We start from the raw sequence: 26,104 nt of genomic DNA, 5'->3' as shown, positions 1-26,104 counted from the left end.
AATTAACCAATAATAATCAGTAATTTAAACACCTATTTCAAACAATACAACCAATCGAAACCGAGGCGAAATAACCGATTGAATTTAGATGCTAAATCCCCCAAATCTCAGTTTCGGCACAGATTCCTCGGCCTTTGCCTTAGGCTTGGTTTACAATAGGGCCATTATTGACCTTATATTGACCTTAGAGAGAAGATCCCATGGCCTGGATCCAGTTAAAGATAGACACAGATAACCAACACGCCGAGCAGCTCAGCGACATGCTGATGGAGCTGGGTTCCCTGTCGATCACCTATGAAGATGGTAAAGACACCCCAATCTACGAGCCTAACCTGGGTGAGACCCCGCTGTGGAGCCACACAGTGATCACCGCCCTGTTCGAGGCCGACTATGATCTGGCGCCCGTGGTGGAGATGCTCAAGCTGCAACCTTATTTAGGTGCCGACTTTAGCCATAAGATAGAGCAGGTCGAAGACAAGGACTGGGAAAGAGAGTGGATGGACAACTTCCACCCTATCCAATTTGGTCGTCGCCTATGGATCTGCCCAAGCTGGCGCGAAGTACCCGACCCAGAAGCGGTCAACGTCATGCTGGATCCCGGCCTGGCCTTCGGCACCGGCACCCATCCTACTACCGCCCTGTGCCTAGAATGGTTAGATGGCCTGGACTTACAAGGTAAAGAAGCGATTGATTTTGGCTGCGGCTCAGGCATTCTCGCGGTCGCCGCGCTTAAATTAGGCGCCGCCAAGGTCACAGGTATCGACATCGACTACCAGGCGATCGATGCCTCTAAGGCTAACGCCGAGCGCAACCAGGTGGCCGACAAGCTCGACCTCTATCTTCCAGAAGACCAGCCTGCCGATCTTAAGGCAGAGGTTCTGGTGGCCAACATTCTTGCCGGCCCGCTGCGCGAACTGGCACCGCTGATCGCGGAGAAAGTTCAGCCCGGTGGCCTGCTGGCACTCTCAGGCCTGTTAAAAGAACAGGCCGACGAGATCAGCCAGCATTATGCCCAGTGGTTTGACATGGACGCACCAGTTCACAAAGAGGATTGGAGCCGCTTGACAGGCAGACGCAAATAGGGGTAAAAGCCAGCGGCCGCAAGGCCGCCACAGACTTCTCACCTCGCAAAAGTCAAGCAAAAAAGTTGCTCTCAGGTCATTTATTGACCTTTTCACAGGCTTGAAAAAGGCGTACTATAGCGCCCCTTTGAAGCGCAAGGTGTGATGATTAATGCAGATTGGACCCTATCAACTGAAGAATCAGCTGATCGTGGCTCCTATGGCAGGAGTCACCGACCAACCCTTCCGAAATCTCTGTTTACGCTACGGCGCCGCCCTGGCTGTATCTGAGATGCTTTCGTCCAATCCCGAGGTCTGGGACACGGACAAGAGCCGACAGCGCATGGCACACGCTGGTGAAGATGGGATTCGCTCAGTACAAATTGCAGGTGCCGACCCCGATATGATGGCCCATGCCGCCCTTGTCAACGTACAACAGGGCGCACAGATCATCGATATCAACATGGGGTGTCCTGCAAAAAAAGTGAATAAGAAGTTGGCAGGTTCGGCACTACTGCAGCAACCAGAGCTGGTAAAAGCGATTTTACAGGCTGTCGTTGCCGCTGTGGATGTACCTGTCACCCTGAAGATTCGCACCGGATGGGCACCCGAACACCGAAATGGGGTTCACATAGCCCAAATTGCGCAAGATTGTGGCATTGCCTCGCTCGCGGTCCATGGCCGTACGCGACAATGCATGTACAAAGGCGACGCCGAGTACGACACGATTCGTGCGATTAAACAGAATGTCTCTATTCCAGTTGTCGCAAATGGCGATATCTGTACCCCGGAGAAGGCACGTTACGTGCTGGACTACACGGGCGCAGATGCCGTGATGATAGGAAGAGGCGCTCAAGGACGGCCTTGGCTATTCAGAGAGATCCAACATTACTTGGAAACAGGTAATAAGCTAGCGCCCATTGAAGTGGACGAAAAGCGTCAAGTGATGCTGGAACACCTCAAGAATTTATATGCATTATATGGCGAATACAAAGGGTTACGTATCGCCAGAAAGCATGTTGGATGGTATCTGGACCAAGAAGCGCAGAGATCTTTCAGAGCCGACTTCAATCGGCTAGAAACTGTTGAAGAACAACGTTCCATGTTGGAGCGTTATTTTGATGAATTAGTAAAGAATTAATAAAGAGCAGAATACGAATGTTTGATCAGACAACTCAACCAGAAGCTCATCAGCTTACCGTAGGCAAAATCGAAACCGCTAACGGCACTATCAAGCCTCAGTTACTTCGTGACGCAGTGAAGCGCGCAGTAACTAACTTTTTCGCTCAAATGGACGGCCAGGAAGCCGAAGAAGTTTATGAAATGGTGTTATGTGAAGTTGAAGCACCTCTACTAGATATCATCATGCAACACACTCGTGGTAACCAGACTCGCGCGGCCAACATGCTAGGCATCAACCGTGGTACTCTGCGTAAGAAATTAAAGAAGTATGGCATGAACTAAGACTTTCTTAGTCAGCTGTATTGAACGGGCTCGCCAGCGATGGTGAGCCCGTTTTGCTTTAAGCCGCTTCATTCCCCGCTCCGCCACACAACTCTGCAATCAATCCCTCACCTTGCGCCCACGGCTTAACGTGAAATCATGATCTGCCTCAACTAAACCAACAATCCCGAGTAAAACACTCAAGTTTACGTTGAATTTACCCGGTAACCTCTCTACCATCTAAACGCACTTATAAAATGCAGCTTTTAAATTGGAGTCACCATGTCTTTATCTACACAGTCCCCGTTGGCCTCAGAATTTGCCGAAGAGACGGTTGGCAGCCTAGTGGCCGGCGACTTTCGACGTGCCCACGTCTTCAGCCAATTTGGTATCGATTTCTGCTGCGGCGGCAGGCGCACCCTGGCAAAGGCCTGTGATCGAGCGGGCATCGCCCTGGTGGAGGTAGAGGCGGCGCTCCAGGCCGTGAAGGCGGAAGGGATGCAAGAGGATAGCCTGAATCAGTTACCCTTAGGCGAGCTGATCGACTACATTGAGGCGACACACCACGACTATGTGCGAGACAAGGCGCCACTGCTTATCGAATATAGTCAGAAGATGGTACGCGCCCACGGCGAGCATTATGATGAGATAAAGCCCTTTGCCGGCTGGGTGCGTGCCCTGATAGAAGATCTCATGCCGCACCTGATGAAGGAGGAGCAGATCCTCTTCCCCGCCATCCGCGCCATGGCTGCGGGCGAACAGGTGAGTGGCTGTTTCGGGCACATAGGCAACCCCATCAACGCCATGGAACATGAGCACGATGAGGCCAGCGAGATTGTCGAGCGCCTAAGAGCCCTCACCAACGACTTCACGCCGCCGGCCCACGCCTGCACCACCTGGCGCATCTGCTACGCCACCCTGAAGGAGTTTGTCGCCGATCTGCAGCAGCACATACATATCGAGAACAACATCCTCTTCCCTAAGACCCTGGCTATTTAAAACACAGCCATCTAAAACATCGCTATTTAAAACATAGCTATTTACAACTTGGTAGGAGAAGGGGCGCAGCAATCGGCGCCCCTATCCAATCGGTGGCCTAGACACCAACAATCAGATATCCACCGACCAAGGCGATCACGCCGCCACTGAGACGCAGCAGCGGCACCTTACGGCTCAGCTGCTGCATTATGATGCCCAGCGCCACACCGAGCAGATGGATCACAGCGGTTCCCGTGAGGAAACCAAGCGCATACAGCACTGGGCTGGCTAAGGCCGGCATCTCGGCGCCGTGGGCATGACCATGAAAGATAGCAAACAGCCCCACAAACCCCATGGCGAGCAGCAACGGAATATGTCTGCCCAAGGCGATGGCCAGACCAAGCAGCAACACAGACAGGGCGATCCCCAGCTCAACCCAGGGCAAAGCCACACCGTAGAGGCCAAGGATGCCCCCGACTAACATGAAGGCCATAAAGGCCAGCGGTACCGTCCAGATCGCCCGACCACCCAACTGGGTACTCAACAGGCCCACACTCAGCATGGCCAGCAGGTGATCGAAACCAAGCACCGGATGATTAAAGCCGGTCATGAAGCCCGCACCATGGGTGATCCCATGGGCAAATACCGGCGTCGTCCACGCCAGCAGCAAAAGGGGAAGTAACCTTGTACGCATATATCCTCTCTATCCTTGAAATATGAGTGCTGACAATAGAGGAATTAAGGTTAACTGACTGTGATGGTTAGCCGAAAAGTACAAATAAGTGACTGACGAGCCTAGTCGATAAGGGCCAGCAGATCGTCAAGATCTGTACAGGTAAAATGAGGCAAACAGCCCAAACCAGGCTCACTTGGCTCTCTATCGAAGGCCGGATTCAGCCAGGCGGCCTGGCAACCCGCGCGACGAGCCCCCTGAACATCGGCCTTAAAGCTGTCGCCAAGGTGCAAGAGCTCATGACAGCCGATATCCAGCCGTTGGCAGGCCTGATAGAACATGTCGGGATAGGGCTTCATGCGGGTGCCGTTACCGGGATGCAGGACAAACTCCAGCACCTCACCCAGCCCAATCCGCTGGGCATCGACATTACCGTTGGTGATGCCAACCAAGGGATAGTGCCGCGCCAGACGAGTGAGCTTAGCAACGACCTCGGGCGCGACGGTAAAGTCGGAGCGCTGCTCGACAAAGTAGGCCAGGGCCTGCTGCGCCGCCTCTCCCGCCTGCGTCTTAGCGTAACCTAAGGTTATCAGCCCCTGCTCCAGGGTCACTAGGCGCGCCGCCGACGTGTCATGGGCCAGGCTTGGGCACTGTCTTATCAGGCTGCGCTTCAATGCCTGCCAATCATCCAGGCCCCAATCTTGGGTCAATGGATGACATTCAGCCAAATAGCTTAGCAGGCGCTGCTCGGCGGCCATGATGATGGGCCGGTTGTCATACAGGGTATCGTCCAGATCGAAACTGATCGCCTTAAAGGGTCGCAGACCTATGGCCACATTAACCATTACCACCTCGCTTCTTCGCCCTGGGATGGGCGCCGTCGTAGACCTTGGCTAGGTGTTGAAAGTCCAGGCTGGTGTAGACCTGAGTCGTCGACAGGTTGGCGTGCCCCAGCAGTTCCTGCACCGCCCTGAGATCGGCGCTAGATTCCAGCATATGGGTTGCAAAGGAGTGGCGCAGCTTATGGGGATGCACCCGGGCATTGAGCCCCTGCTGCTGACCCCACTTGTTTAGCCTTGCCTGTATGCTCCTGTGGGCGAGGCGTTTGCCCTTGGCGGTGACAAACAGGGCGTCGTCTTCACAGGGCAAAAGTGAGCGCACCTTGAGCCAGTCGTCGATGGCACTCAGTGCCATGCGGCCAATGGGCACGATACGCTCCTTGCTGCCCTTACCCATGACCTTGACCTGATGCTCGCCACTGGCGATATCTCGAGTATCCAGGGCCGCCAACTCAGCCAGACGCAGGCCAGAAGAGTAGAACAGCTCCATGATCGCCTTATCCCGCAACGCCAGCGGATCGTCCCCCTCGATAGACAGAAGATGAGTCACGGAATCGAGATCCATATTCTTAGGCAGGGGCTTTTGCTGTTTGGGGGCGCTGAGGTTCAGGCAGGGATCTTTTTTGATAAAGCCCTCTTGCAGCAGATAATGACAAAATTGCTTGAGGGCCGACAGCGTCAGGGCGATGGAGCGAGGCCCCAGCCCCTTGCGGTGCAGTTTATTGAGTACGGCTTGCAGCTGTTCGTCGCTGACCTCTGCCCAGATAAAATTCTCAGGGAGGAGTTCGCCGACCCGCTCGAGCTCGAAGCGATAGTTTCTGACCGTATGGGGAGAGAGCTGCCGCTCACTGACCAGATATGAGACAAATTCCTGCACCCAGTCGTCAGACATCACGGCCTCACAACTTAGGTAGCAGGTGGTCGAGTAACTGTTTGAGCTGATCCAGCAAGAGGTTATCCATTTCAGGATGGAAATGCATAGGGTCTTGGCTGGCGATGGCAAAGATAACCTGGCCACACTGCTGTGACAGGCGGGACAGCGCCACAGAGCCCACCTCACAGCCAAACAGACGCTTAGATTCGTTTTGGGTGAGACGGCCGAAGTAGTAGCCCTGCTTCAGGCGTTCGCTCCAGATGTTCGACAGTTCACTGTCGATATCATGGACAGTGATCAGGCGGACATGGGTAAACTGAAACTGCTTCTGCAACTCGCTCGACAGTATCTGCCGCAAGTCACCGAGATCTTCGGCCTGCAACAGCTTGAGCGACAAGGCGGTATTGAACATATAGATCTGTTCGTTACGCGAGGCCATGGCCAGCAAGGAGGTGATCTCCTCCTCCAGCTGAGTCACCCTGGATCTGAGCATCTCCTGACGACGCTCCACCAGAGAGACGGCGCCGCGCTGCTCATGGGGGATCCGCATCGCCAACAACAGCTCGGGATAGCGGGCGAAGAAGTCTGGATTGTCGAGCAGGTACTCGCGGATCAAGACTTCATCGAAGGGCAACTCGGCTTTTTTGTTCATCGCATCATTCATTGCTGTATCTGTCCATCGTATACATGTTCAGCAGGCCCCGTCATCCATAGGGGCTTACCCTCGCCTTCCCAGTTAATGGTTAAGCTACCACCAGGAAGGTCGACCCGCACGCGTCTGGCAAGCTTGCCTTGCAGTTGGCCCACGGCCACGGCCGCACAGGCGCCGCTGCCACAGGCCAAGGTTTCGGCCGCGCCGCGCTCATACACTCTAAGTTTAATATGGTTTGCATCGACCACCTGCATGAAACCTACGTTCACCCCCTTGGGGAAACGTTCATGCTTGGTCAGCAGTGAACCTATCCGCTCAACATCGGCGTTGGCTACGTCGTCGACCTCGAGCACGCAGTGGGGATTACCCATAGACACGGCGCCGCAGAGGAAGGTCTGCATGCCCTCAGGCATATCGGCCTGCAGCAGGTAGGTCTTCTCCGCCTTCTTGGCATTAAAGGGGATGCGGCTCGGCTCCAGCACAGGGATCCCCATGTTGACCGTGACGCTGCCGTCACGTTCAAGGCGCAAGGTCATCTTGCCAGAAGAGGTACTGACCTTAATCTTCTGCTTATTGATTAAGCCCTTGCTCTTAACGAAGCGCGCGAAACAGCGGGCGCCATTGCCACACTGCTCGACTTCGCTGCCATCGGCATTAAAGATGCGATAGTGAAAATCCAGATCAGGATCATAGGGCGGCTCCACCAACAGGAGCTGATCGAAACCGATGCCGAAGTTGCGATCCGCTAAGCGCTTTATCTGCTCAGGCGAGAAATAGACGTTCTGCGTCACGCCATCGACCACCATAAAGTCATTGCCTAAACCGTGCATCTTGGTGAAATGGATCAAATGTGTTTTCCTTCAAAAAGTAACCGGCCAGCCCTGCTTAAGGGAGGAGTTGTTCACCTTGCCATAATTGCGCGACTTTTTCTCTCTCTCTCACCAAATAATGACGTTCGCCATCCACCATCACCTCGGCGGCGCGGGGGCGAGAGTTATAATTTGATGCCATGGTAAAGCCATAGGCGCCCGACGAGCGCACCGCCAACAGATCCTTGGCCTCGATGTTGAGCGCCCTGTCTTTGCCTAAGAAGTCACCCGTCTCACACACTGGGCCCACCACGTCATATTGGCGGGTCTCGCCTGGGCGTGGAACCACAGGGATGATCTTCTGCCAGGCGCTATACAGCGAGGGACGAATCAGGTCGTTCATGGCGCCGTCGACCAGGGCGAAATTCTTCTCGGCGTTCTCTTTGAGGTAGAGCACCTGAGTCACGAAGATACCGGCATTGGCGGCAATGGCACGTCCCGGCTCGAAGATGAGCTTGAGGTCGCGTCCCGCGAGTTTACCAAGCAGGGCACTGGCGTAGGCACTCGGCTCAGGCGGCTGCTCGCCATCATAGGTCACGCCCAGACCGCCGCCCACATCCAGATGAGCAATCTTCACCCCCTGCTCGGCCAGACGGTCGATGAGGGCTAACATGCGATCCATGGCATCGAGGAAAGGCTGTAACTCGGTGAGCTGAGAACCGATATGACAATCGGCACCCTTCACCGCCAGGCCCGGCAATTCATTTGCCCGCAGGAAGATCGCCTCGGCCTCTTCCATGGCGATACCAAACTTGTTCTCTTTCAAGCCGGTTGAGATATAAGGGTGTGTGCCGGCGTCCACATCAGGGTTCACCCTCAGTGATACTGGCGCGACTTTGCCCAGCCTCAGGGCGACCAGGTTAAGCTGCTCGAGCTCGGCGGCCGACTCGACATTGAAGCAGTAGATCCCCGCCTCCAGGGCCATCTCCATCTCGGCAACTGTCTTGCCGACGCCAGAGAAGACCACCTTACTCGCCTCACCACCGGCTTCTAATACTCTTGCCAACTCGCCGCCGGAGACGATATCGAAGCCACTGCCCAGACGCGCTAACACATTCAACACCGCCAGATTCGAGTTGGCCTTCACCGCGTAGCAGATCATATGGGGATGGTCGGCGACCGCATTGTCGAAGGCATGCCAGTGGCGCTCTAGAGTCGCGCGCGAATAAACATAGAGTGGCGTGCCATAGGTTTCTGCAAGCGAGGCAACGGTACATTGCTCGGCATAGAGTTCATCTTGTTGATAGAGAAAGTGATCCACTGGGCTTAATCCTTATTGTTATTCTGCTCGGTTGCTGGTGTGGGCTGTTCCACCTGCGGCTTCTGGTTGTCTTCTTGCGCTGGCGATTTATACAGAGGCCCCTTCTGCCCGCAGCCGCTTAGCACAGCGCTCGCCAACACCATAAGTAAAATCGGTTTCATCTTATTCAACATCAGACATTCCAGTTTCGAGGGGATCACACACGGTAGCCGAAGGGCTCCGTACCTTTTTCATCATGTTTCTCATGATTGTACGCACTATCTTGGCTCGCGGGGGAGAAAAAGATGGTTTTTACCCCAAACAGGATAAATCCCCGCTAAACCCCATAAAAATCCACTTTTCATAACTCAGGCATCACCTGAACAAACGAATTCCCTGCTCGGCAAAATCTCGCTTTATCGCCTTCAAACGGGGCCCTTACCCTTCGCCTGACTCGTCCGCGCACAACCAATATCGAGTCTGTCTGATGTTTGCAGAGATAGGGCCAAAACGTCAAGCTTAACCCAGGCTAAAAACCCCGAATGTGAATATTTTTATTCATTGGTAAGCCCAGGCGACCTCCTTAGTTTCTGCAAAGCAGAGGGAGAGGCGGGCGCCAGGCGACAAACTTCACCTCACAAGGGCCCGGCCAAAGTTAGATATTTGGTAAATTTGGTATTACTATGTGGGCTCTGCAACAATCCACTCCACTGAAGGATGCCCAGATGGCAATGACAGATTCAGAGTATCACCAACTCGCCGACGAAATGTTTACCGCACTTGAAGATGCCATAGAGAACGCAATCGATGAACAAGATGCCGATATCGACATCGATGCCTCAGGCAATGTTTTGCAACTTGAGTTCCAGGACAAGTCCAAGATTGTCATCAATAAGCAAGAGCCCCTGCATCAGATCTGGGTAGCGACACAGTTTGGTGGATACCACTTCTCTTATGTCGAGGGTAAGTGGCTGGATGAGCGCAGCGATGCGGGCGAATTTATGCCCTTCGTGCTCGCCTCTATCCTGCGTCAGGGCGGCATAGCGCTGAGCCTGTAAGACGGCGTTAAAATTCGATGGCTGCCTCGTCGACGTTGACCCCAAAGGGCTGCGCCTGCAGTCGGCCATCGACTCTAACCAAACGGAAAAACTGCGGTAGATTAAAGCGTTCGTTATCCAGGTAGGAATCCGCAAAGGCATGATGATGACTCACCTGACTCACCAGCTCCTCTAGGTTGTTCCCCGGCTGAACATAATGATTCAGTTCATTTTTTTCATCCAGCACAAACACATCTATCCCCTCCTTGCCCGGGCGCAAGAAGTATTGAATCGCGCCGATGGCGGCAAAATCCTGGATCACCTCGGGGATCTTGCTGAAAGGCTCGTTGCCGAGATCCGGCCGCGGCAGCTCGAGCATTCGCTGCTTGGAGAGACGTTGATAGAAGGCCGTGGACTCACTCAGATCCTGATACACCATGCCCTTGGAGTTGAAGAACAGGCCATATTTTATCCCGCCCACCTGCAGGGGGTGGACCATGGTCGACGAGGTTTTCGCCTTGGTACACATGCGATTCGCTCGGTGAACCAGCTGGCTGATACTGCGCTCTATCTGGGTACTGAGACGGCTTGAACAGCTCACCACATCCACCTTCACCTGCTGGGGTGCCCGCTGCATGCCAGGGGTGATATAGACCAGGGCATCTAAGATGGCTTCGTTACCTTCGAAATGGTGACAGTGCCACTCTCCCCAGCTGTTTTGGCAGATCACATCCAGCGACTGCACCATATTCCTGTGGTGACGCCCCATGGAGAAGATATTGGCGTTCATGTAGTCGAAGATGATCTCCTGCCCCCGCCACAGCTGGGTCTCATCGCGATTGAAGTTGATGAGAAACAGCAGCTGACGAAAATGCCACGGCTGACACAGATCCAGCTTAGATGCCCGCCAGCGACGCTCCGCCATGATAGTGGGCAGACGCTTGGCCGCCTTAGTGAGCGCCTTATCCTGGCCTTTGCCTTCGCCATAGGCGTACCACTGAGTCTGGGCGGTGGATACGCCATTCAGGCTGGCCCAAATCAATAATTTAGCCTTGCTATGGGAGTGATATACCGCACGATTCCCCATGAAGTTTTTCGATTCTGGGGTGCAGCGGTAGAGGTAATACTCCTTGGTATTATGGCTGTAGATCACCGTCAGGTGCGCCTCGGCGACCGAGCGGGTCCAGAGTCGGTTGAGGCTGATGATCTGCTTGTCATCCTCGCTAAAGTAGGTGTGTAGCTTGCGGGTCAACAGCCCCAACTCGGAGATCTTCAGGCTGTCGCTCAGCTTGTTAGTGGAGGCAAATTGTAGGAGGGTCTGATAGCAGCCAAGCATCAACTCATTGAGCTGCTCGTTGAACCACTGCAATTGACCACAGTGCCAGCTGGCGCATTGATCTAAGGTGCGCAGCAGGTTATCGGACCAACCCCAGCGCGTCACCAAGGATTGCAACTTATAGTAGCGCCAATCTTTAGGGTGTTCGGCCACCGTCAGCCTGATACCACATTTCAAATAGAAACAGCGACGTACGATCTCGAGGCGCCGTTTATCGTTCTTGTATTCCAGATAGTGTTCGATCGACTGATACAGGAGAAAATAGGCATCGTTGAAGGCCGAAAAATCCCCCGCCAGAGTGCGTTGCCACACCTGGGTGGTTACCAGGTTACTATTGGGATAATCGCTGGCATAGGCCTCCAACAGCATTACCTTGAGCAGCGCCTTGTGAGGCTTATCCAACCCTTTATATAGCTGCCACAGGGAGGCGCCGAAATACTCACTGGCGGGCAGGTTGCTCACATCCCCCAGAAAGAGATGGCTCTCGATCGCCTCGGCTCCTGGCCACCAGGCGACCCGCTTACCGCCGAGACAGATCTGGCTGCGGTAAAATTCTTCCAGCAGCAACCAGTGCTGCACGCTGCCACTATTCTCGCACCCCAGGCTTGCGGTCTGAACCACGCCGTCGCGACTGCTTGAAATAAACTGTTTTGGATGAACCAGATAGATATTCACTTCGAGATCGTGCTGCCCGAACCAGGCCGTCAGTAGCTGCGACTTATCCTGCAGGGAAGCGATTTCATCGTCGGCCAGGGTTGGGTCATACACCAACCAGACGTCGATATCACTCTTAGGGTTTTGCCCAAAACTGGCGGTACTGCCCATGGTATAAACACCATACAGGGCGCTCTGCTGCTGATGGATCACCTGGGGCTCGCTGAGCCCTAAGGTACGGCAGGCCTCTAGGGCATCGTCACTGGGAAAATATTCGAACACGCCGCTTGGCGTCATGGGGCCGTTGTAGCCAGGGAAGTCACTACGATGATAGTGAAACAGCACAGGGATCAGTTGCATCAGATGACGCTGCAGAGGCGTCAACATGGCAAGCGCACGCGCTAAACGCACTTTGTTTAAGCGCTCCGCCGTTGCGATAAAATGCTCTTGCTCTTTCAATTTTAAGCAACCTAGTCCATTTAGCTCACCTATAGCATGCTAACAGCTTAGGCGGAAACAGCAAGTATTTGAGAGCTAGATCACACTTTATCCTCAAGCTGCACAAACCGTAAGCGGGTGAACTTCAAAGAATCGACAGCCATTTCTTACATCTAGCAATTAGCAATGTTAGCATTAGCGCAACTATGGCCTCTGATGGAATATCGAGCATGTCTCAAAACGTCATTCGTATCGCTACACGTAAAAGTCCACTGGCAATGTGGCAAGCTGAATTTGTTAAAGCCGAACTAGAAAAAGCCCATGAGGGATTAGTCGTCGAACTCCTGCCGATGAGCACCAAGGGAGATGTCATCCTGGACACACCATTGGCAAAGGTTGGTGGTAAAGGCTTGTTCGTTAAAGAGTTGGAAGTTGCCATGCTAGAAGGCAAGGCAGATATCGCCGTGCACTCGATGAAAGATGTGCCGGTCGACTTCCCCGAAGGCTTGGGCCTGCAGGTGATCTGCGAGCGTGAAGATCCCCGCGATGCCTTCGTCTCAAATACCTATAAGAACATCGAAGAGCTACCTCAGGGCGCCATCGTCGGCACCTCGAGCCTGAGACGCCAATGCCAGATCCGCGCGGCGCGCCCAGATCTTGAGATCCGCGACCTACGTGGCAACGTGGGCACTCGCCTGGCCAAGCTAGATGCCGGCAACTATGACGCTATCATTCTGGCGGCCGCAGGCCTGAAACGCCTCAAACTCGAAGACCGTATCGCCAGCTTCATCTCGGCGGAAGACTCGCTACCCGCTAACGGTCAAGGCGCCGTGGGTATCGAATGCCGCACCGACGATGAACGCGTCAAGGCGCTGCTGGCACCGCTAGAGCATATCGAAACCCGCTACCGCGTGATCGCCGAGCGCGCCATGAACACTCGCCTAGAGGGTGGCTGTCAGGTGCCAATCGGTGCCTATGCGGAAATCGACGGCGACACCCTGTCGCTGCGCGGCCTAGTAGGTAACCCAGACGGTAGCCAGGTGATCCGCGGCGCAACCAGTGGCGCTAAGCAAGATGCTGAGCAGCTAGGTATTGCACTGGCCGATGAGCTGCTATCTAAAGGCGCCAAAGCCATTTTAGATGCGGTATACGCCAAGTAAAAATGAAGCTACTCCTGACGCGCCCCGAAGGGCGCAATCAGTCTATGGCCGAGGCACTGTCACAACGTGACGTGCCTTTCACCATAGCGCCGCTGCTAGCGGTCGTCGCAAATAACGAAGCCGACCATGAGCACAAGAAAAAGCTTTTATATCAGTCTGATATCATCATCTTTATCAGCACCAATGCGGTAGAGTATGCCGATATTGCCCTGTCGTCAGCTTGGCCTAAGGATAAGCAATATTTTGCGGTCGGTCAGGCAACCTATTGCGCCCTTAAGGACAAAGGCATTGTGGCCTTTGAGGCCCCCGAGTCTTGCCAGCAAACCGAAGGCCTGCTTACCTTAGCTCAGCTGCAAGCCATTACTGGACAACAGATCACCATAGTCAGGGGAGTCGGCGGCCGGGAAACTCTGGCCAGCGAACTGGCAGATAGAGGCGCCAAGGTCGACTACTGGGAGGTCTATCGCCGCGCCTGCCCACAGCTCGATCCCCACACTCCCTATGAATGGCGAGAGCAAGCAATTGACACCATAGTGATTACCAGTGGTGAAATTCTGGCCAACCTAATTACACTTGTACCTAAAGAATTATTTGCTTGGCTGCACGCATGTCATATTATAGTGCCCAGCGCACGTGTCTATGACCAAGCCATTGCGGCAGGTTTTACACGGGTCACCAATGCAAAAGCAGCAAACCGCGACGCAGTACTCACAGCCTTAGGTTTACAGGATTAAGCCTTCTTACACAGCTGCTCGCCGATGTCGCCCTCGTCTTCAAGGATCTGCCTAAATGGACAAAAATACCCAAGAGAGTAAAGCGGTCGCCACCACAGAGCACGATGAGTCTATCGATGCGACCTTTACCGACACGCCACAGGCCAAATCGACAGCATCCCAGGAGACCAAGCCTGCTCAGTCTGGCGGCGGGGTTTCATGGGGATTTCTCTTTAATCTGGTATTTATCCTATTACTCCTGTTTGCCACGGCAACCGGCGGTTTCTACCTGTATCAGGAGCTGACCCAGCAGAAAGAAAAGACGGCCGTACTGGCTAAACAGCTGCAACAGGGGCTAGACGATCCGCGCACCCGCATTACCCATCTAGAGCAGCAGCAACGCACAGCAGAAAATCAATTCGATCAAAAGCTTGCCCAGCTACAAGCCAAGCAGGGTGAGGTGCAGGATCAGGTTAACAAGTTGGCTCAGCGCAACCCCAACCATTGGATGGCCGAGGAAGCCAAATACCTGGTCAGAATGGCGGGCAATAAGCTGTGGCTAGAGAAAGATCCCCAGACGGCGCTTAGCCTGCTGGAGGCCGCGGACGATCGCATCGAAACCATGAAAGATCCATCGCTGACGCCGATCCGTAAGGCCTTGGCGCGAGACATGAACGATGTCGCCGCCATCAAGAGTACCGACGTAGCCGGCACTGTGCTCAGCCTAGACACCATCATAGAACGCCTGCCTAAACTCAAGGTCAATCGTAGCGAGTCCAAAATCAACGCCAAAGACGACTCGTTGCAAGTCACCGAATCTATCGACGACTGGCAGAGTAATCTGGCCAAATCTTGGCAGGCACTCATCGAAGAGTTTGTCATCATACGCAAACGCACCACAGATCCGGCACCGCTACTGGCGCCCGATCAACAGTGGTATCTTGTTGAAAACATTCGCAACAAGCTCCTGCAGGCACAACTGGCGCTGTTCCGACAGGATCAGGTGAATTACCGTCAGTCGGTGACGCTGGCCAGAAAATGGATCTTCCAGTATTTCGATCTCGACGATAACAAGACCGAGCAGACCCTGGCCGCACTGGATGCCCTGGCCACCCTGGAAATTCAGTCGCCCACCATAGAGCAATTTGCCGCCACGCCACTGCTACAGCAGCTGGTGACCAACGGCAGTCTGATGAAGGATCGGGAGACATCGCTATGATAAGAGCCTTGATCTACTTGGTAATCGTCATCATAGGCTTAATCGCCAGCCCCTATCTCTCCTGGCTAAAAGGCTATATCTATATCGCTATTGGCGACTATGAACTTGAAACCAGTCTGGTATTTGCCATTTTTGCCGCCGTCATGTTTTACGTGGGGCTGGTATTGTTGGAGATGCTGGTCGTCTGGAGCATAAACTTGGTCCTAAACAGCCGCCTGCTACCGGAAAAGTGGCGTCGTAAGGCAGCCAGAAAACATACTCTCACAGGCGCCTTAGCCTTGGCTGAAGAAGATTGGTCGACCGCCGAAAAGGCGATGGCCCGCGGCGCCGATAAGGGCGAGATCCCGGCGTTGAACCTGCTGGCCGCCGCCCGCGCCGCCCAGCACAGAAACGATCATGACGCCCGTGACCATTACCTCAACGAGGCGGCCAAAGATCCTGCGGCCTACAAGGCGGTACTCACGACTCGAGTAAGATACCTGCTTCAACAAGGCGAACTCACCCGGGCACGCGCCCTGCTGGACGAGCTCAACCCGACCAGCAAAAGCAAGCCACCGGTATTGGGCTTGGCACTCGATCTCTATCGCACCCAGCAAGATTGGTCGGCCCTCAAGCAACTACTTCCCATCGTTAAGAAGCGCGGCATCATAGATGAAACCGAGCATCAAACGCTTAACGCCGAGGTTAACCTGGAGCTGCTCAAGCAAGCAGCGGGGCAGAACGAACAGGCATTAGAAAAAGCATGGCACTGGCTTTCCCGCGCAGAACGTAAGCAAACCGAGTTTATTGCACAATATGCCCTGGGCCTCGCCAAATTTGAGCGCAGAGACGAGGCGATCAAACTCCTGATGAAACAGGCGAAACAGCAACCCGCACAGGCGATCTTCGACGCCCTACCCCAGGTGCTGACCCCTGCGGATCTCGACGCAAGAAAGCAACTTTTTGAACTTGAAAAGAAACTCGGCGAGCAAACCGAATACCAGGCCTGTATCGCCGCGCTGTACGATCAAAGCAAGGAGTTCAGAGAGTCTCAGAAGTGGTGGGCTAAAGTCTGCCAGCAATCCCCCACCAAACAGCGCTGGCTGGCGCTTGCCGAGGCCTGCGAACACCTGGGTGAACAGAACCAGGCACTGCAGAATTACCGAAAAGCGGCAATTTTTTGACGCTTTTTTATACTGTTTTCAACTAAGAAACCACCTTTACTGGTGGTTTTTTATTTATAAAAATGCCCCCAACCTGCTTCCTTACATATAACCCGCATTAAAACAATTAATTAGTTGTATTTTTATAAAAACACACTATTTCACCCTATTTTTTCCTTAATTACCGCTATTTGACAGCTATCCAATGCCAACCACACTTAAAGAGCTAAACCACGTGGATATACCAATAGCAAGCGCAAAACAGAACTCTTTTGCTCTTGATTTTACTCTTTGTAGAGCGAGACATGATTATGGGTGCTTCAATCACAACACAGGATGCAGTAGTTGTTAACCTTGTAGGCGAACTCAAGGTTAAAGATGAACAAGGAAATATCAGAGAGGTAAAAATAGGCGACCTGATCCATGCCGGGGAGCAACTTATATTTTCACCCAATGCTAAGTTTAATCTTGAATATGAAGATGGCTCATCAACGACCCAAGCCAACTTGATGCAAGACACGCTTAATCAAGATACAACGGTGAGCCAGGACACCAGTCAGGGACAACAGAGCGACGCCGCGCCGCAAACCGACACGCCGGTAGCCCTAGATCCCGAAATCGCCGCACTGCAGGCGCAGATATTGGCCGGTGAAGATCCGACCCAAGGACTGCCCGAAACAGCCGCCGGAGCCGGCACACCGACTAACCAGGGCGACGCTTACTTCGTCTCAGTCGGCAGAACCGGTGATGAAACCCTCGCCGATGCCGGCTGGGATACAGCAGGTTTCCCACTGACGCCAGATACCACCCAGGAAGAGCTGCAGCTCACCGACGCTCTTCCCGAAGCGCCGGCACTGAGCAATGCAACCCTCATCTTCTCGGAGTCGGCACTTCCCCAAGGCAGCAACCCTGATAGTCAGCAAACCACGCAAAACGGCACCATTGCCTTTAATGCCGATGCAGGTGTGCTGAACATCAGCATAGATGGAGTGCCCATAGTCACCGATGGCGTATTCAACGGAGCTGTCACTATCACAACCTCTTTTGGGCTGCTGACTATTTCCGGGGTAGATCTGACAGCAGGCATCCTGAGCTTTAGTTTCACCCAAACAACCGCCGTCGATCACAGCCAGGGAGACATCTTCAATCAGCCATTTTCCTTGCTGCTGACAGACAACCTCGGCGCCAGCACCACAAGTACCCTGACTATCAGCGTCGGTGATGATGCCCCCAATAGTCAAAATGACAGCGGTGCGGTAACTGAGGACGACAGCAATGGCGCTAGCCTCTCCGGCAATGTGCTAGATAACGATGAAAGTAACGCCGATCAACCCAGTAGCTTTGTAGACTGGAGTATCGACTCCGCGAGTTTGAATGCCATTACTGCCTTAAACCAGTTTGGCACCCTGACATTGAATAGTGACGGCAGCTACAGTTTTGTTCTGGACAACAATCTGGCTGCAGTACAAGCGTTGGGAGAGCAAGACCAATTATCCTTCGCTATTGGATACACAATGTCCGACAGTGATGGCGATCAGAGTTCGGCCACCTTGACCATAGTTATCAATGGTACCGATGACGGCGTAAGTATCACTGGCTTAGGTGTAACCGCAAACGATGTAGAGCAAATTGTGGATGAATCCCACCTGACCGATGGCTCTGCACCAGATACAAATGCTTTGACCCAAAGCGGCAGTTTCGATTTCAGCAGCCCAGATGGTCTGTTAACCCTAAGCTTGGGAGGACAGATACTGAGCTTTGAAGACCTACAAGCACTGGCGGCTGGCGAAACGATTAGCATTCAAACCGACCATGGCATTTTGATGCTCACTGGTTTTGAAGGTGACAGCCAGGGTGGCACCATAAACTACAGCTATACCTTATCGTCTTCTGCCGATCACAGCGGCGGCGATGTATTTGACCAAGTTGAAGTCAATATTGTTGACCTAGATGGAGACAACGCAAACGCCAGCCTAGATATCCAGATCCTTAACGATAGCCCAGATGTAACTCTGAGCGGTCCAGATCAGGTTGCTGAGCAACAGAGCATTAGCGGTAACTGGAACTTAATCGCCGGCGCCGATGACGCAAGCGTGCAAGTAAACTTCGAAGGTCAGCTCTACAATCTCGGTCAAGCCATAGATACCGGCATGGGCACCCTCACTGTCTTTGCCGATGGTACTTGGACATTTACCGCTAATGGTAATCTAGACAACACTAGTCAAGTCGCGCTGAGTTTCGAAATTCAAGCACTTGATGGCGATGGTGATCCGGCAAGCGACAGTCACCTTATCCGTATAACAGATGGTACAAATCCCACCGATGCAGATAACCTGCAACTAACCGTAGACGAATCCCAGATTGAAGACATAGCCAGTGGTGATCTCGTCTTCACAGCAGGGTCAGATGACCTCAGTGATTTCCATTTTATGGCGCCGGATAATATCAATCTCGATATTAATGGTGACACTATTGCCGACCTTACTTGGGAGCTCAGTTCAGACGGCCAAACCTTGACCGGTTTTATTGGTGGTGAGGCAGCCATAATACTTAGTTTGACTTGGTCTGACATCGCTGCTGGGGAATCGGGTAATGTGACTGTTTCAGCCCAACTATTAGAGGCCTTTCCTCACCCCGATGGACAAGGTAACAACAGCATTGCCGTATCTGGCATAGTCGTAGGCTCAGATGTGGACGGCGATAATGTCAGCGGCAGTGTAAATGTGACTATTGTTGACGATGGTCCCATCGCGGTGAATGATGTTGCCAACCAGGGCGATGAAAATAGCCCGGTGGTCTATAACGTCCTGGACAATGACACTCAGGGGGCCGATAGCGCCACCCTCACGAATGCTGTGGTCACCAATGGTCTGGGAAGTGTCCAATTCAATGTCGATGGCACGGTCACCTATATACCAGCCAGTGGAGAAGAAGGGCAAGTGGTCATCACCTATACCATCACAGATGGTGACGGTGATACTGACCAGGCAACCCTGACCATTAATCTGGACGCCGACTCGACACCAACCGTCAGCGCCTTGGATGCCACACTCGATGAGACCGGCGGGCTGGATGAAGTCACTCGCGACTTCACTGCCACCTATGGTAATGACACCCCAGGCACAATCACGCTGAGCGCCGCAGGGGCCACCTGGAACGCCCTCACCCACACACTGACCGCCAACAACGGCGACTGGCAGATTGTCGTCAACGACAACGGCACCTATACGGTCACTCAACTGCAAACCATGACTCATCCCGACGGCAGCGATCCGGATGACGCTATCGTGGTTAACGTCACCATGACCATCACCGACAACGAAGGTGACCCAGCCAATACCAACTTCAACGTCAGTTTCCACGACGATGGTCCCATCGCGGTGAATGATGTTACCAACCAGGGCGATGAAAATAGCCCGGTGGTCTATAACGTCCTGGACAATGACACTCAGGGGGCCGATAGCGCCACCCTCACGAATGCTGTGGTCACCAATGGTTTGGGAAGTGTCCAATTCAATGCCGATGGCACGGTCACCTATATACCGGCCAGTGGAGAAGAAGGGCAAGTGGTCATCACCTATACCATCACAGATGGTGACGGTGATACTGACCAGGCAAACCTGACCATTAATCTGGACGCCGACTCGACACCAACCGTCAGCGCCCTGGATGCCACACTCGATGAGACCGGTGGGCTGGATGAAGTCACTCGCGACTTCACTGCCACCTATGGCAATGACACCCCAGGTACAATCACGCTGAGCGCCGCAGGGGCCACCTGGAACGCCCTCACCCACACACTGACCGCCAACAACGGCGACTGGCAGATTGTCGTCAACGACAACGGCACCTATACGGTCACTCAACTGCAAACCATGACTCATCCCGACGGCAGCGATCCGGATGACGCTATCGTGGTTAACGTCACCATGACCATCACCGACAACGAAGGTGACCCAGCCAATACCAACTTCAACGTCAGTTTCCACGACGATGGTCCCATCGCCGTGAATGATGTTGCCAACCAGGGCGATGAAAATAGCCCGGTGGTCTATAACGTCCTGAACAATGACACCCAAGGGGCCGATAGCGCCACCCTCACGAATGCTGTGGTCACCAATGGTCTGGGAAGTGTCCAATTCAATGCCGATGGCACGGTCACCTATATACCGGCCAGTGGAGAAGAAGGGCAAGTGGTCATCACCTACACCATCACAGATGGTGACGGCGATACTGACCAGGCAACCCTGACCATTAATCTGGACGCCGACTCGACACCAACCGTCAGCGCCCTGGATGCCACACTCGATGAGACCGGTGGGCTGGACGAAGTCACTCGCGACTTCACTGCCACCTATGGTAATGACACCCCAGGTACAATCACGTTGAGCGCCGCAGGGGCCACCTGGAACGCCCTCACCCACACTCTGACCGCCAACAACGGCGACTGGCAGATTGTGGTCAACGACAACGGCACCTACACGGTCACTCAACTGCAAACCATGACTCATCCCGACGGCAGCGATCCGGATGACGCTATCGTGGTTAACGTCACCATGACCATCACCGACAACGAAGGTGACCCAGCCAATACCAACTTCAACGTCAGTTTCCACGACGATGGTCCCATCGCCGTGAATGATGTTGCCAACCAGGGCGATGAAAATAGCCCGGTGGTCTATAACGTCCTGAACAATGACACCCAAGGGGCCGATAGCGCCACCCTCACGAATGCTGTGGTCACCAATGGTCTGGGAAGTGTCCAATTCAATGCCGATGGCACGGTCACCTATATACCGGCCAGTGGAGAAGAAGGGCAAGTGGTCATCACCTACACCATCACAGATGGTGACGGCGATACTGACCAGGCAACCCTGACCATTAATCTGGACGCCGACTCGACACCAACCGTCAGCGCCCTGGATGCCACACTCGATGAGACCGGTGGGCTGGACGAAGTCACTCGCGACTTCACTGCCACCTATGGTAATGACACCCCAGGTACAATCACGTTGAGCGCCGCAGGGGCCACCTGGAACGCCCTCACCCACACTCTGACCGCCAACAACGGCGACTGGCAGATTGTGGTCAACGACAACGGCACCTACACGGTCACTCAACTGCAAACCATGACTCATCCCGACGGCAGCGATCCGGATGACGCTATCGTGGTTAACGTCACCATGACCATCACCGACAACGAAGGTGACCCAGCCAATACCAACTTCAACGTCAGTTTCCACGACGATGGTCCCATCGCCGTGAATGATGTTGCCAACCAGGGCGATGAAAATAGCCCGGTGGTCTATAACGTCCTGAACAATGACACCCAAGGGGCCGATAGCGCCACCCTCACGAATGCTGTGGTCACCAATGGTCTGGGAAGTGTCCAATTCAATGCCGATGGCACGGTCACCTATATACCGGCCAGTGGAGAAGAAGGGCAAGTGGTCATCACCTACACCATCACAGATGGTGACGGCGATACTGACCAGGCAACCCTGACCATTAATCTGGACGCCGACTCGACACCAACCGTCAGCGCCCTGGATGCCACACTCGATGAGACCGGTGGGCTGGACGAAGTCACTCGCGACTTCACTGCCACCTATGGTAATGACACCCCAGGTACAATCACGTTGAGCGCCGCAGGGGCCACCTGGAACGCCCTCACCCACACTCTGACCGCCAACAACGGCGACTGGCAGATTGTGGTCAACGACAACGGCACCTACACGGTCACTCAACTGCAAACCATGACTCATCCCGACGGCAGCGATCCGGATGACGCTATCGTGGTTAACGTCACCATGACCATCACCGACAACGAAGGTGACCCAGCCAATACCAACTTCAACGTCAGTTTCCACGACGATGGTCCCATCGCCGTGAATGATGTTACCAACCAGGGCGATGAAAATAGCCCGGTGGTCTATAACGTCCTGGACAATGACACTCAGGGGGCCGATAGCGCCACCCTCACGAATGCTGTGGTCACCAATGGTTTGGGAAGTGTCCAATTCAATGCCGATGGCACGGTCACCTATATACCGGCCAGTGGAGAAGAAGGGCAAGTGGTCATCACCTATACCATCACAGATGGTGACGGTGATACTGACCAGGCAAACCTGACCATTAATCTGGACGCCGACTCGACACCAACCGTCAGCGCCCTGGATGCCACACTCGATGAGACCGGTGGGCTGGATGAAGTCACTCGCGACTTCACTGCCACCTATGGCAATGACACCCCAGGTACAATCACGCTGAGCGCCGCAGGGGCCACCTGGAACGCCCTCACCCACACACTGACCGCCAACAACGGCGACTGGCAGATTGTCGTCAACGACAACGGCACCTATACGGTCACTCAACTGCAAACCATGACTCATCCCGACGGCAGCGATCCGGATGACGCTATCGTGGTTAACGTCACCATGACCATCACCGACAACGAAGGTGACCCAGCCAATACCAACTTCAACGTCAGTTTCCACGACGATGGTCCCATCGCCGTGAATGATGTTGCCAACCAGGGCGATGAAAATAGCCCGGTGGTCTATAACGTCCTGAACAATGACACCCAAGGGGCCGATAGCGCCACCCTCACGAATGCTGTGGTCACCAATGGTCTGGGAAGTGTCCAATTCAATGCCGATGGCACGGTCACCTATATACCGGCCAGTGGAGAAGAAGGGCAAGTGGTCATCACCTACACCATCACAGATGGTGACGGCGATACTGACCAGGCAACCCTGACCATTAATCTGGACGCCGACTCGACACCAACCGTCAGCGCCCTGGATGCCACACTCGATGAGACCGGTGGGCTGGACGAAGTCACTCGCGACTTCACTGCCACCTATGGTAATGACACCCCAGGTACAATCACGTTGAGCGCCGCAGGGGCCACCTGGAACGCCCTCACCCACACTCTGACCGCCAACAACGGCGACTGGCAGATTGTGGTCAACGACAACGGCACCTACACGGTCACTCAACTGCAAACCATGACTCATCCCGACGGCAGCGATCCGGATGACGCTATCGTGGTTAACGTCACCATGACCATCACCGACAACGAAGGTGACCCAGCCAATACCAACTTCAACGTCAGTTTCCACGACGATGGTCCCATCGCCGTGAATGATGTTGCCAACCAGGGCGATGAAAATAGCCCGGTGGTCTATAACGTCCTGAACAATGACACCCAAGGGGCCGATAGCGCCACCCTCACGAATGCTGTGGTCACCAATGGTCTGGGAAGTGTCCAATTCAATGCCGATGGCACGGTCACCTATATACCGGCCAGTGGAGAAGAAGGGCAAGTGGTCATCACCTACACCATCACAGATGGTGACGGCGATACTGACCAGGCAACCCTGACCATTAATCTGGACGCCGACTCGACACCAACCGTCAGCGCCCTGGATGCCACACTCGATGAGACCGGTGGGCTGGACGAAGTCACTCGCGACTTCACTGCCACCTATGGTAATGACACCCCAGGTACAATCACGTTGAGCGCCGCAGGGGCCACCTGGAACGCCCTCACCCACACTCTGACCGCCAACAACGGCGACTGGCAGATTGTGGTCAACGACAACGGCACCTACACGGTCACTCAACTGCAAACCATGACTCATCCCGACGGCAGCGATCCGGATGACGCTATCGTGGTTAACGTCACCATGACCATCACCGACAACGAAGGTGACCCAGCCAATACCAACTTCAACGTCAGTTTCCACGACGATGGTCCCATCGCCGTGAATGATGTTGCCAACCAGGGCGATGAAAATAGCCCGGTGGTCTATAACGTCCTGAACAATGACACCCAAGGGGCCGATAGCGCCACCCTCACGAATGCTGTGGTCACCAATGGTCTGGGAAGTGTCCAATTCAATGCCGATGGCACGGTCACCTATATACCGGCCAGTGGAGAAGAAGGGCAAGTGGTCATCACCTACACCATCACAGATGGTGACGGCGATACTGACCAGGCAACCCTGACCATTAATCTGGACGCCGACTCGACACCAACCGTCAGCGCCCTGGATGCCACACTCGATGAGACCGGTGGGCTGGACGAAGTCACTCGCGACTTCACCGCCACTTATGGTAATGACACCCCAGGTACAATCACGTTGAGCGCCGCAGGGGCCACCTGGAACGCCCTCACCCACACTCTGACCGCCAACAACGGCGACTGGCAGATTGTGGTCAACGACAACGGCACCTACACGGTCACTCAACTGCAAACCATGACTCATCCCGACGGCAACGATCCAGATGATGCTATCGTGGTTAACGTCACCATGACCATTACTGACAACGAAGGTGACCCAGCTAATACCAACTTCAACGTCAGTTTCCACGACGATGGTCCGGCCCTATCAGTCGACAATCTGGCTATCGCCAACCTGGCAGGTGTATACGAGGGGCATTACAGCTTCGATATTGGCGCCGACACGCAAGGCTTTGTAGACAGCTTCGACAATGCTTCCCTGCTCTGGACCAATGCCCTACAGGGCTACGAATTGATCTATGATAGCGACGCCTCTACGGCTAGCAGCCAAGTGTTTAACGCTGTCTTCAATGGTGGTGCAGACACCTTCTTTACCGTCACCATCCATGCAGATGGCACTTACGACTTTGAACTGGTAACACCCCAGCCCCTAACTGAAGTCCCAGTTGATAGTTTGCTGGCAGGTGTTTCCGGAGGTTCAGGCCTATCGGATTACACGTTTGACAGCGACCTTTTTGACGGTTACTTCGACATTGTCGTCACAGGGCAAAGCCAGGGCAATCCAGGTAAGTTGACCATTTCCAATGACGAACTCGGTGTAAACGACAACGTTATGCATGGCAACAAACAAGATGTCCTCCGATTCGACGTGGTACCACAAATGGCCGGAGCCTCCTTGTCACAGCTAACCATTAATATTGCCACTTCGGGGGGGGCCAAAACAACCGATATGGTTACTTACACCATCTACTATACAGATGGTACCTCTCAAACCTTTAACCAAATAATAGGCGATGATTTTGCCGTAGTGATAGATACAGATACAGGCAGAGAAGTCGACTACATTGATTTGCAGCCATATGACGATAGCGTCAGTTTCAAGATCGAAGGCCTGTCTGCCAATTATGTAGTTACCGAGTACCCTGATGATTACCAGCTGCAATTCAGCATGGTAGGCCAAGACGCCGACGGCGATAATGACTCAAGTAATTTCTCAGTCAACGTTACCACGGGCGACTCCGGTACCTATAACATCAGTGGCACCGATAGCAATGACACCCTCCATGGTACCAACGGAGATGACATTTTGAGTGCAGGTTCCGGTGCCGATATTCTCATTGGTGGCGAAGGTAGCGATACCATAGATGCAGGTATCGACAGCGATATAGATACCTTGGTTTGGGATATTGGGTCCGATGACAACAGCATAGATACTGTACTCAACTTCGACATCAGTATGGATAAGCTAGATTTATCTGCAATCTTGGTTGACGAAAATCCCAATACACTAGATCAGTATTTAGCATTTAACTTTAGTGGCGGAAACACTGAGATCTCTGTCGATGCCAACCATGATGGAGTCGCGGATCTCACTATAGTATTGAACAATGTTGACTTAACCAATAACAACACCCTAAGTGATGCTCAGATCATCAACAACCTACTCGGTAACGAAAACCTGGTAATTGATACAATTCCATAACAGCTGACATTATCGCGACACCCTGTAAGGCCAAGCCCTAACAAT

The 26,104-nt window shown here is 53.7% G+C and carries 18 protein-coding genes; 10 read left to right on the top strand and 8 right to left on the bottom strand.

All coding sequences use genetic code 11. The features are described from left to right. Positions 1–200: 200 nt before the first annotated feature. The 4 genes from prmA to ric all read left to right on the top strand — a co-directional run bounded on the left by prmA (position 201) and on the right by ric (position 3,503). A complete protein-coding gene (prmA, locus tag K0J45_RS01710; protein ID WP_011864137.1) occupies positions 201–1,082 on the top strand; it encodes a 50S ribosomal protein L11 methyltransferase in 882 nt (293 codons plus the stop codon). A 151-nt stretch (positions 1,083–1,233) separates the two neighbouring features. After that, positions 1,234–2,202 (top strand): tRNA dihydrouridine synthase DusB, encoded by a 969-nt coding sequence (dusB, locus tag K0J45_RS01705; RefSeq protein WP_144200097.1) that lies wholly within the window; start codon positions 1,234–1,236, stop codon positions 2,200–2,202. A 17-nt stretch (positions 2,203–2,219) separates the two neighbouring features. Next, positions 2,220–2,525 carry a DNA-binding transcriptional regulator Fis gene (gene fis / locus K0J45_RS01700; protein WP_011864135.1) on the top strand — a complete coding sequence of 102 codons (306 nt, stop codon included), beginning with the start codon at positions 2,220–2,222 and terminating at the stop codon, positions 2,523–2,525. 261 nt (positions 2,526–2,786) lie between these two features. Next, entirely contained in the window at positions 2,787–3,503 is a 717-nt protein-coding gene (gene ric, locus K0J45_RS01695) for an iron-sulfur cluster repair di-iron protein (RefSeq protein ID WP_220043989.1), read from the top strand. 97 nt (positions 3,504–3,600) lie between these two features. Here the strand turns inward: ric and K0J45_RS01690 are convergent, their stop codons facing one another. The 7 genes from K0J45_RS01690 to lptM form a co-directional block, all read right to left on the bottom strand. Next, complete coding sequence (locus K0J45_RS01690; RefSeq protein ID WP_220043988.1) at positions 3,601–4,176, bottom strand: HupE/UreJ family protein; 576 nt, start codon at positions 4,174–4,176, stop codon at positions 3,601–3,603. 101 nt (positions 4,177–4,277) lie between these two features. Beyond that, positions 4,278–5,000 (bottom strand): HAD-IA family hydrolase, encoded by a 723-nt coding sequence (locus K0J45_RS01685; RefSeq protein ID WP_220045190.1) that lies wholly within the window; start codon positions 4,998–5,000, stop codon positions 4,278–4,280. Further along, positions 4,993–5,886, bottom strand: a complete 894-nt coding sequence (gene xerC, locus K0J45_RS01680; RefSeq protein WP_220043987.1) for a tyrosine recombinase XerC — start codon at positions 5,884–5,886, stop codon at positions 4,993–4,995. The genes K0J45_RS01685 and xerC overlap by 8 nt, the downstream gene beginning before the upstream one ends. A 7-nt stretch (positions 5,887–5,893) precedes the next feature. Further along, on the bottom strand, positions 5,894–6,532 hold the full coding sequence (locus K0J45_RS01675) for a DUF484 family protein (protein ID WP_041406294.1): 639 nt from the start codon (positions 6,530–6,532) through the stop codon (positions 5,894–5,896). After that, entirely contained in the window at positions 6,529–7,368 is an 840-nt protein-coding gene (dapF, locus tag K0J45_RS01670) for a diaminopimelate epimerase (protein ID WP_011864129.1), read from the bottom strand. The genes K0J45_RS01675 and dapF overlap by 4 nt, the downstream gene beginning before the upstream one ends. A gap of 37 nt (positions 7,369–7,405) precedes the next feature. Then, complete coding sequence (lysA, locus tag K0J45_RS01665) at positions 7,406–8,650, bottom strand: diaminopimelate decarboxylase (RefSeq protein WP_220043985.1); 1,245 nt, start codon at positions 8,648–8,650, stop codon at positions 7,406–7,408. A 5-nt stretch (positions 8,651–8,655) separates the two neighbouring features. Next, positions 8,656–8,823 (bottom strand): LPS translocon maturation chaperone LptM, encoded by a 168-nt coding sequence (lptM, locus tag K0J45_RS01660; protein ID WP_220043984.1) that lies wholly within the window; start codon positions 8,821–8,823, stop codon positions 8,656–8,658. A 531-nt stretch (positions 8,824–9,354) separates the two neighbouring features. Here lptM and cyaY point away from each other — a divergent pair. Beyond that, on the top strand, positions 9,355–9,687 hold the full coding sequence (gene cyaY, locus K0J45_RS01655) for an iron donor protein CyaY (protein WP_041406290.1): 333 nt from the start codon (positions 9,355–9,357) through the stop codon (positions 9,685–9,687). 7 nt (positions 9,688–9,694) lie between these two features. Here cyaY and K0J45_RS01650 read toward each other — a convergent pair whose 3' ends face one another. After that, positions 9,695–12,115 (bottom strand): class I adenylate cyclase, encoded by a 2,421-nt coding sequence (locus tag K0J45_RS01650; protein ID WP_220043982.1) that lies wholly within the window; start codon positions 12,113–12,115, stop codon positions 9,695–9,697. A gap of 209 nt (positions 12,116–12,324) precedes the next feature. On the opposite strand from K0J45_RS01650, the gene hemC reads away from it, so the two are divergent. From hemC to K0J45_RS01625, 5 genes are all read left to right on the top strand, one after another. After that, positions 12,325–13,254: a hydroxymethylbilane synthase gene (gene hemC / locus K0J45_RS01645; protein ID WP_144200113.1), complete on the top strand. Its 930-nt coding sequence runs from the start codon at positions 12,325–12,327 to the stop codon at positions 13,252–13,254. 2 nt (positions 13,255–13,256) lie between these two features. Next, positions 13,257–13,988: a uroporphyrinogen-III synthase gene (locus tag K0J45_RS01640; protein WP_220043981.1), complete on the top strand. Its 732-nt coding sequence runs from the start codon at positions 13,257–13,259 to the stop codon at positions 13,986–13,988. Positions 13,989–14,043: 55 nt separating this feature from the next. Next, a complete protein-coding gene (locus K0J45_RS01635; RefSeq protein WP_220043979.1) occupies positions 14,044–15,186 on the top strand; it encodes a uroporphyrinogen-III C-methyltransferase in 1,143 nt (380 codons plus the stop codon). After that, on the top strand, positions 15,183–16,349 hold the full coding sequence (locus tag K0J45_RS01630) for a heme biosynthesis HemY N-terminal domain-containing protein (RefSeq protein WP_220043978.1): 1,167 nt from the start codon (positions 15,183–15,185) through the stop codon (positions 16,347–16,349). Before K0J45_RS01635 ends, K0J45_RS01630 begins: the two co-directional genes overlap by 4 nt. A gap of 290 nt (positions 16,350–16,639) precedes the next feature. After that, the gene (locus K0J45_RS01625; RefSeq protein WP_220043976.1) at positions 16,640–26,059 is read left to right on the top strand and encodes a retention module-containing protein; all 9,420 of its coding nucleotides are present in this window, start codon (positions 16,640–16,642) and stop codon (positions 26,057–26,059) included. The last annotated feature ends 45 nt before the right edge of the window (positions 26,060–26,104 follow it).

Source organism: Shewanella alkalitolerans (assembly GCF_019457575.1).
In the GTDB taxonomy this organism is placed as follows: domain Bacteria; phylum Pseudomonadota; class Gammaproteobacteria; order Enterobacterales; family Shewanellaceae; genus Shewanella; species Shewanella loihica.
The sequence above is the reverse complement of the archived record's forward strand: the minus strand, read 5'-3'. Positions and strand labels throughout refer to the sequence as shown.

Bases quoted from the DNA above. Each gene is read 5' to 3' on its own strand.
- prmA (WP_011864137.1), top strand. From the start codon at position 201: ATGGCCTGGATCCAGTTAAAGATAGACACAGATAACCAACACGCCGAG.
- dusB (WP_144200097.1), top strand. From the start codon at position 1,234: ATGCAGATTGGACCCTATCAACTGAAGAATCAGCTGATCGTGGCTCCT.
- fis (WP_011864135.1), top strand. From the start codon at position 2,220: ATGTTTGATCAGACAACTCAACCAGAAGCTCATCAGCTTACCGTAGGC.
- ric (WP_220043989.1), top strand. From the start codon at position 2,787: ATGTCTTTATCTACACAGTCCCCGTTGGCCTCAGAATTTGCCGAAGAG.
- K0J45_RS01690 (WP_220043988.1), bottom strand. From the start codon at position 4,176: ATGCGTACAAGGTTACTTCCCCTTTTGCTGCTGGCGTGGACGACGCCG.
- K0J45_RS01685 (WP_220045190.1), bottom strand. From the start codon at position 5,000: ATGGTTAATGTGGCCATAGGTCTGCGACCCTTTAAGGCGATCAGTTTC.
- xerC (WP_220043987.1), bottom strand. From the start codon at position 5,886: ATGTCTGACGACTGGGTGCAGGAATTTGTCTCATATCTGGTCAGTGAG.
- K0J45_RS01675 (WP_041406294.1), bottom strand. From the start codon at position 6,532: ATGAATGATGCGATGAACAAAAAAGCCGAGTTGCCCTTCGATGAAGTC.
- lptM (WP_220043984.1), bottom strand. From the start codon at position 8,823: ATGTTGAATAAGATGAAACCGATTTTACTTATGGTGTTGGCGAGCGCT.
- cyaY (WP_041406290.1), top strand. From the start codon at position 9,355: ATGGCAATGACAGATTCAGAGTATCACCAACTCGCCGACGAAATGTTT.
- hemC (WP_144200113.1), top strand. From the start codon at position 12,325: ATGTCTCAAAACGTCATTCGTATCGCTACACGTAAAAGTCCACTGGCA.
- K0J45_RS01640 (WP_220043981.1), top strand. From the start codon at position 13,257: ATGAAGCTACTCCTGACGCGCCCCGAAGGGCGCAATCAGTCTATGGCC.
- K0J45_RS01635 (WP_220043979.1), top strand. From the start codon at position 14,044: ATGGACAAAAATACCCAAGAGAGTAAAGCGGTCGCCACCACAGAGCAC.
- K0J45_RS01630 (WP_220043978.1), top strand. From the start codon at position 15,183: ATGATAAGAGCCTTGATCTACTTGGTAATCGTCATCATAGGCTTAATC.
- K0J45_RS01625 (WP_220043976.1), top strand. From the start codon at position 16,640: ATGGGTGCTTCAATCACAACACAGGATGCAGTAGTTGTTAACCTTGTA.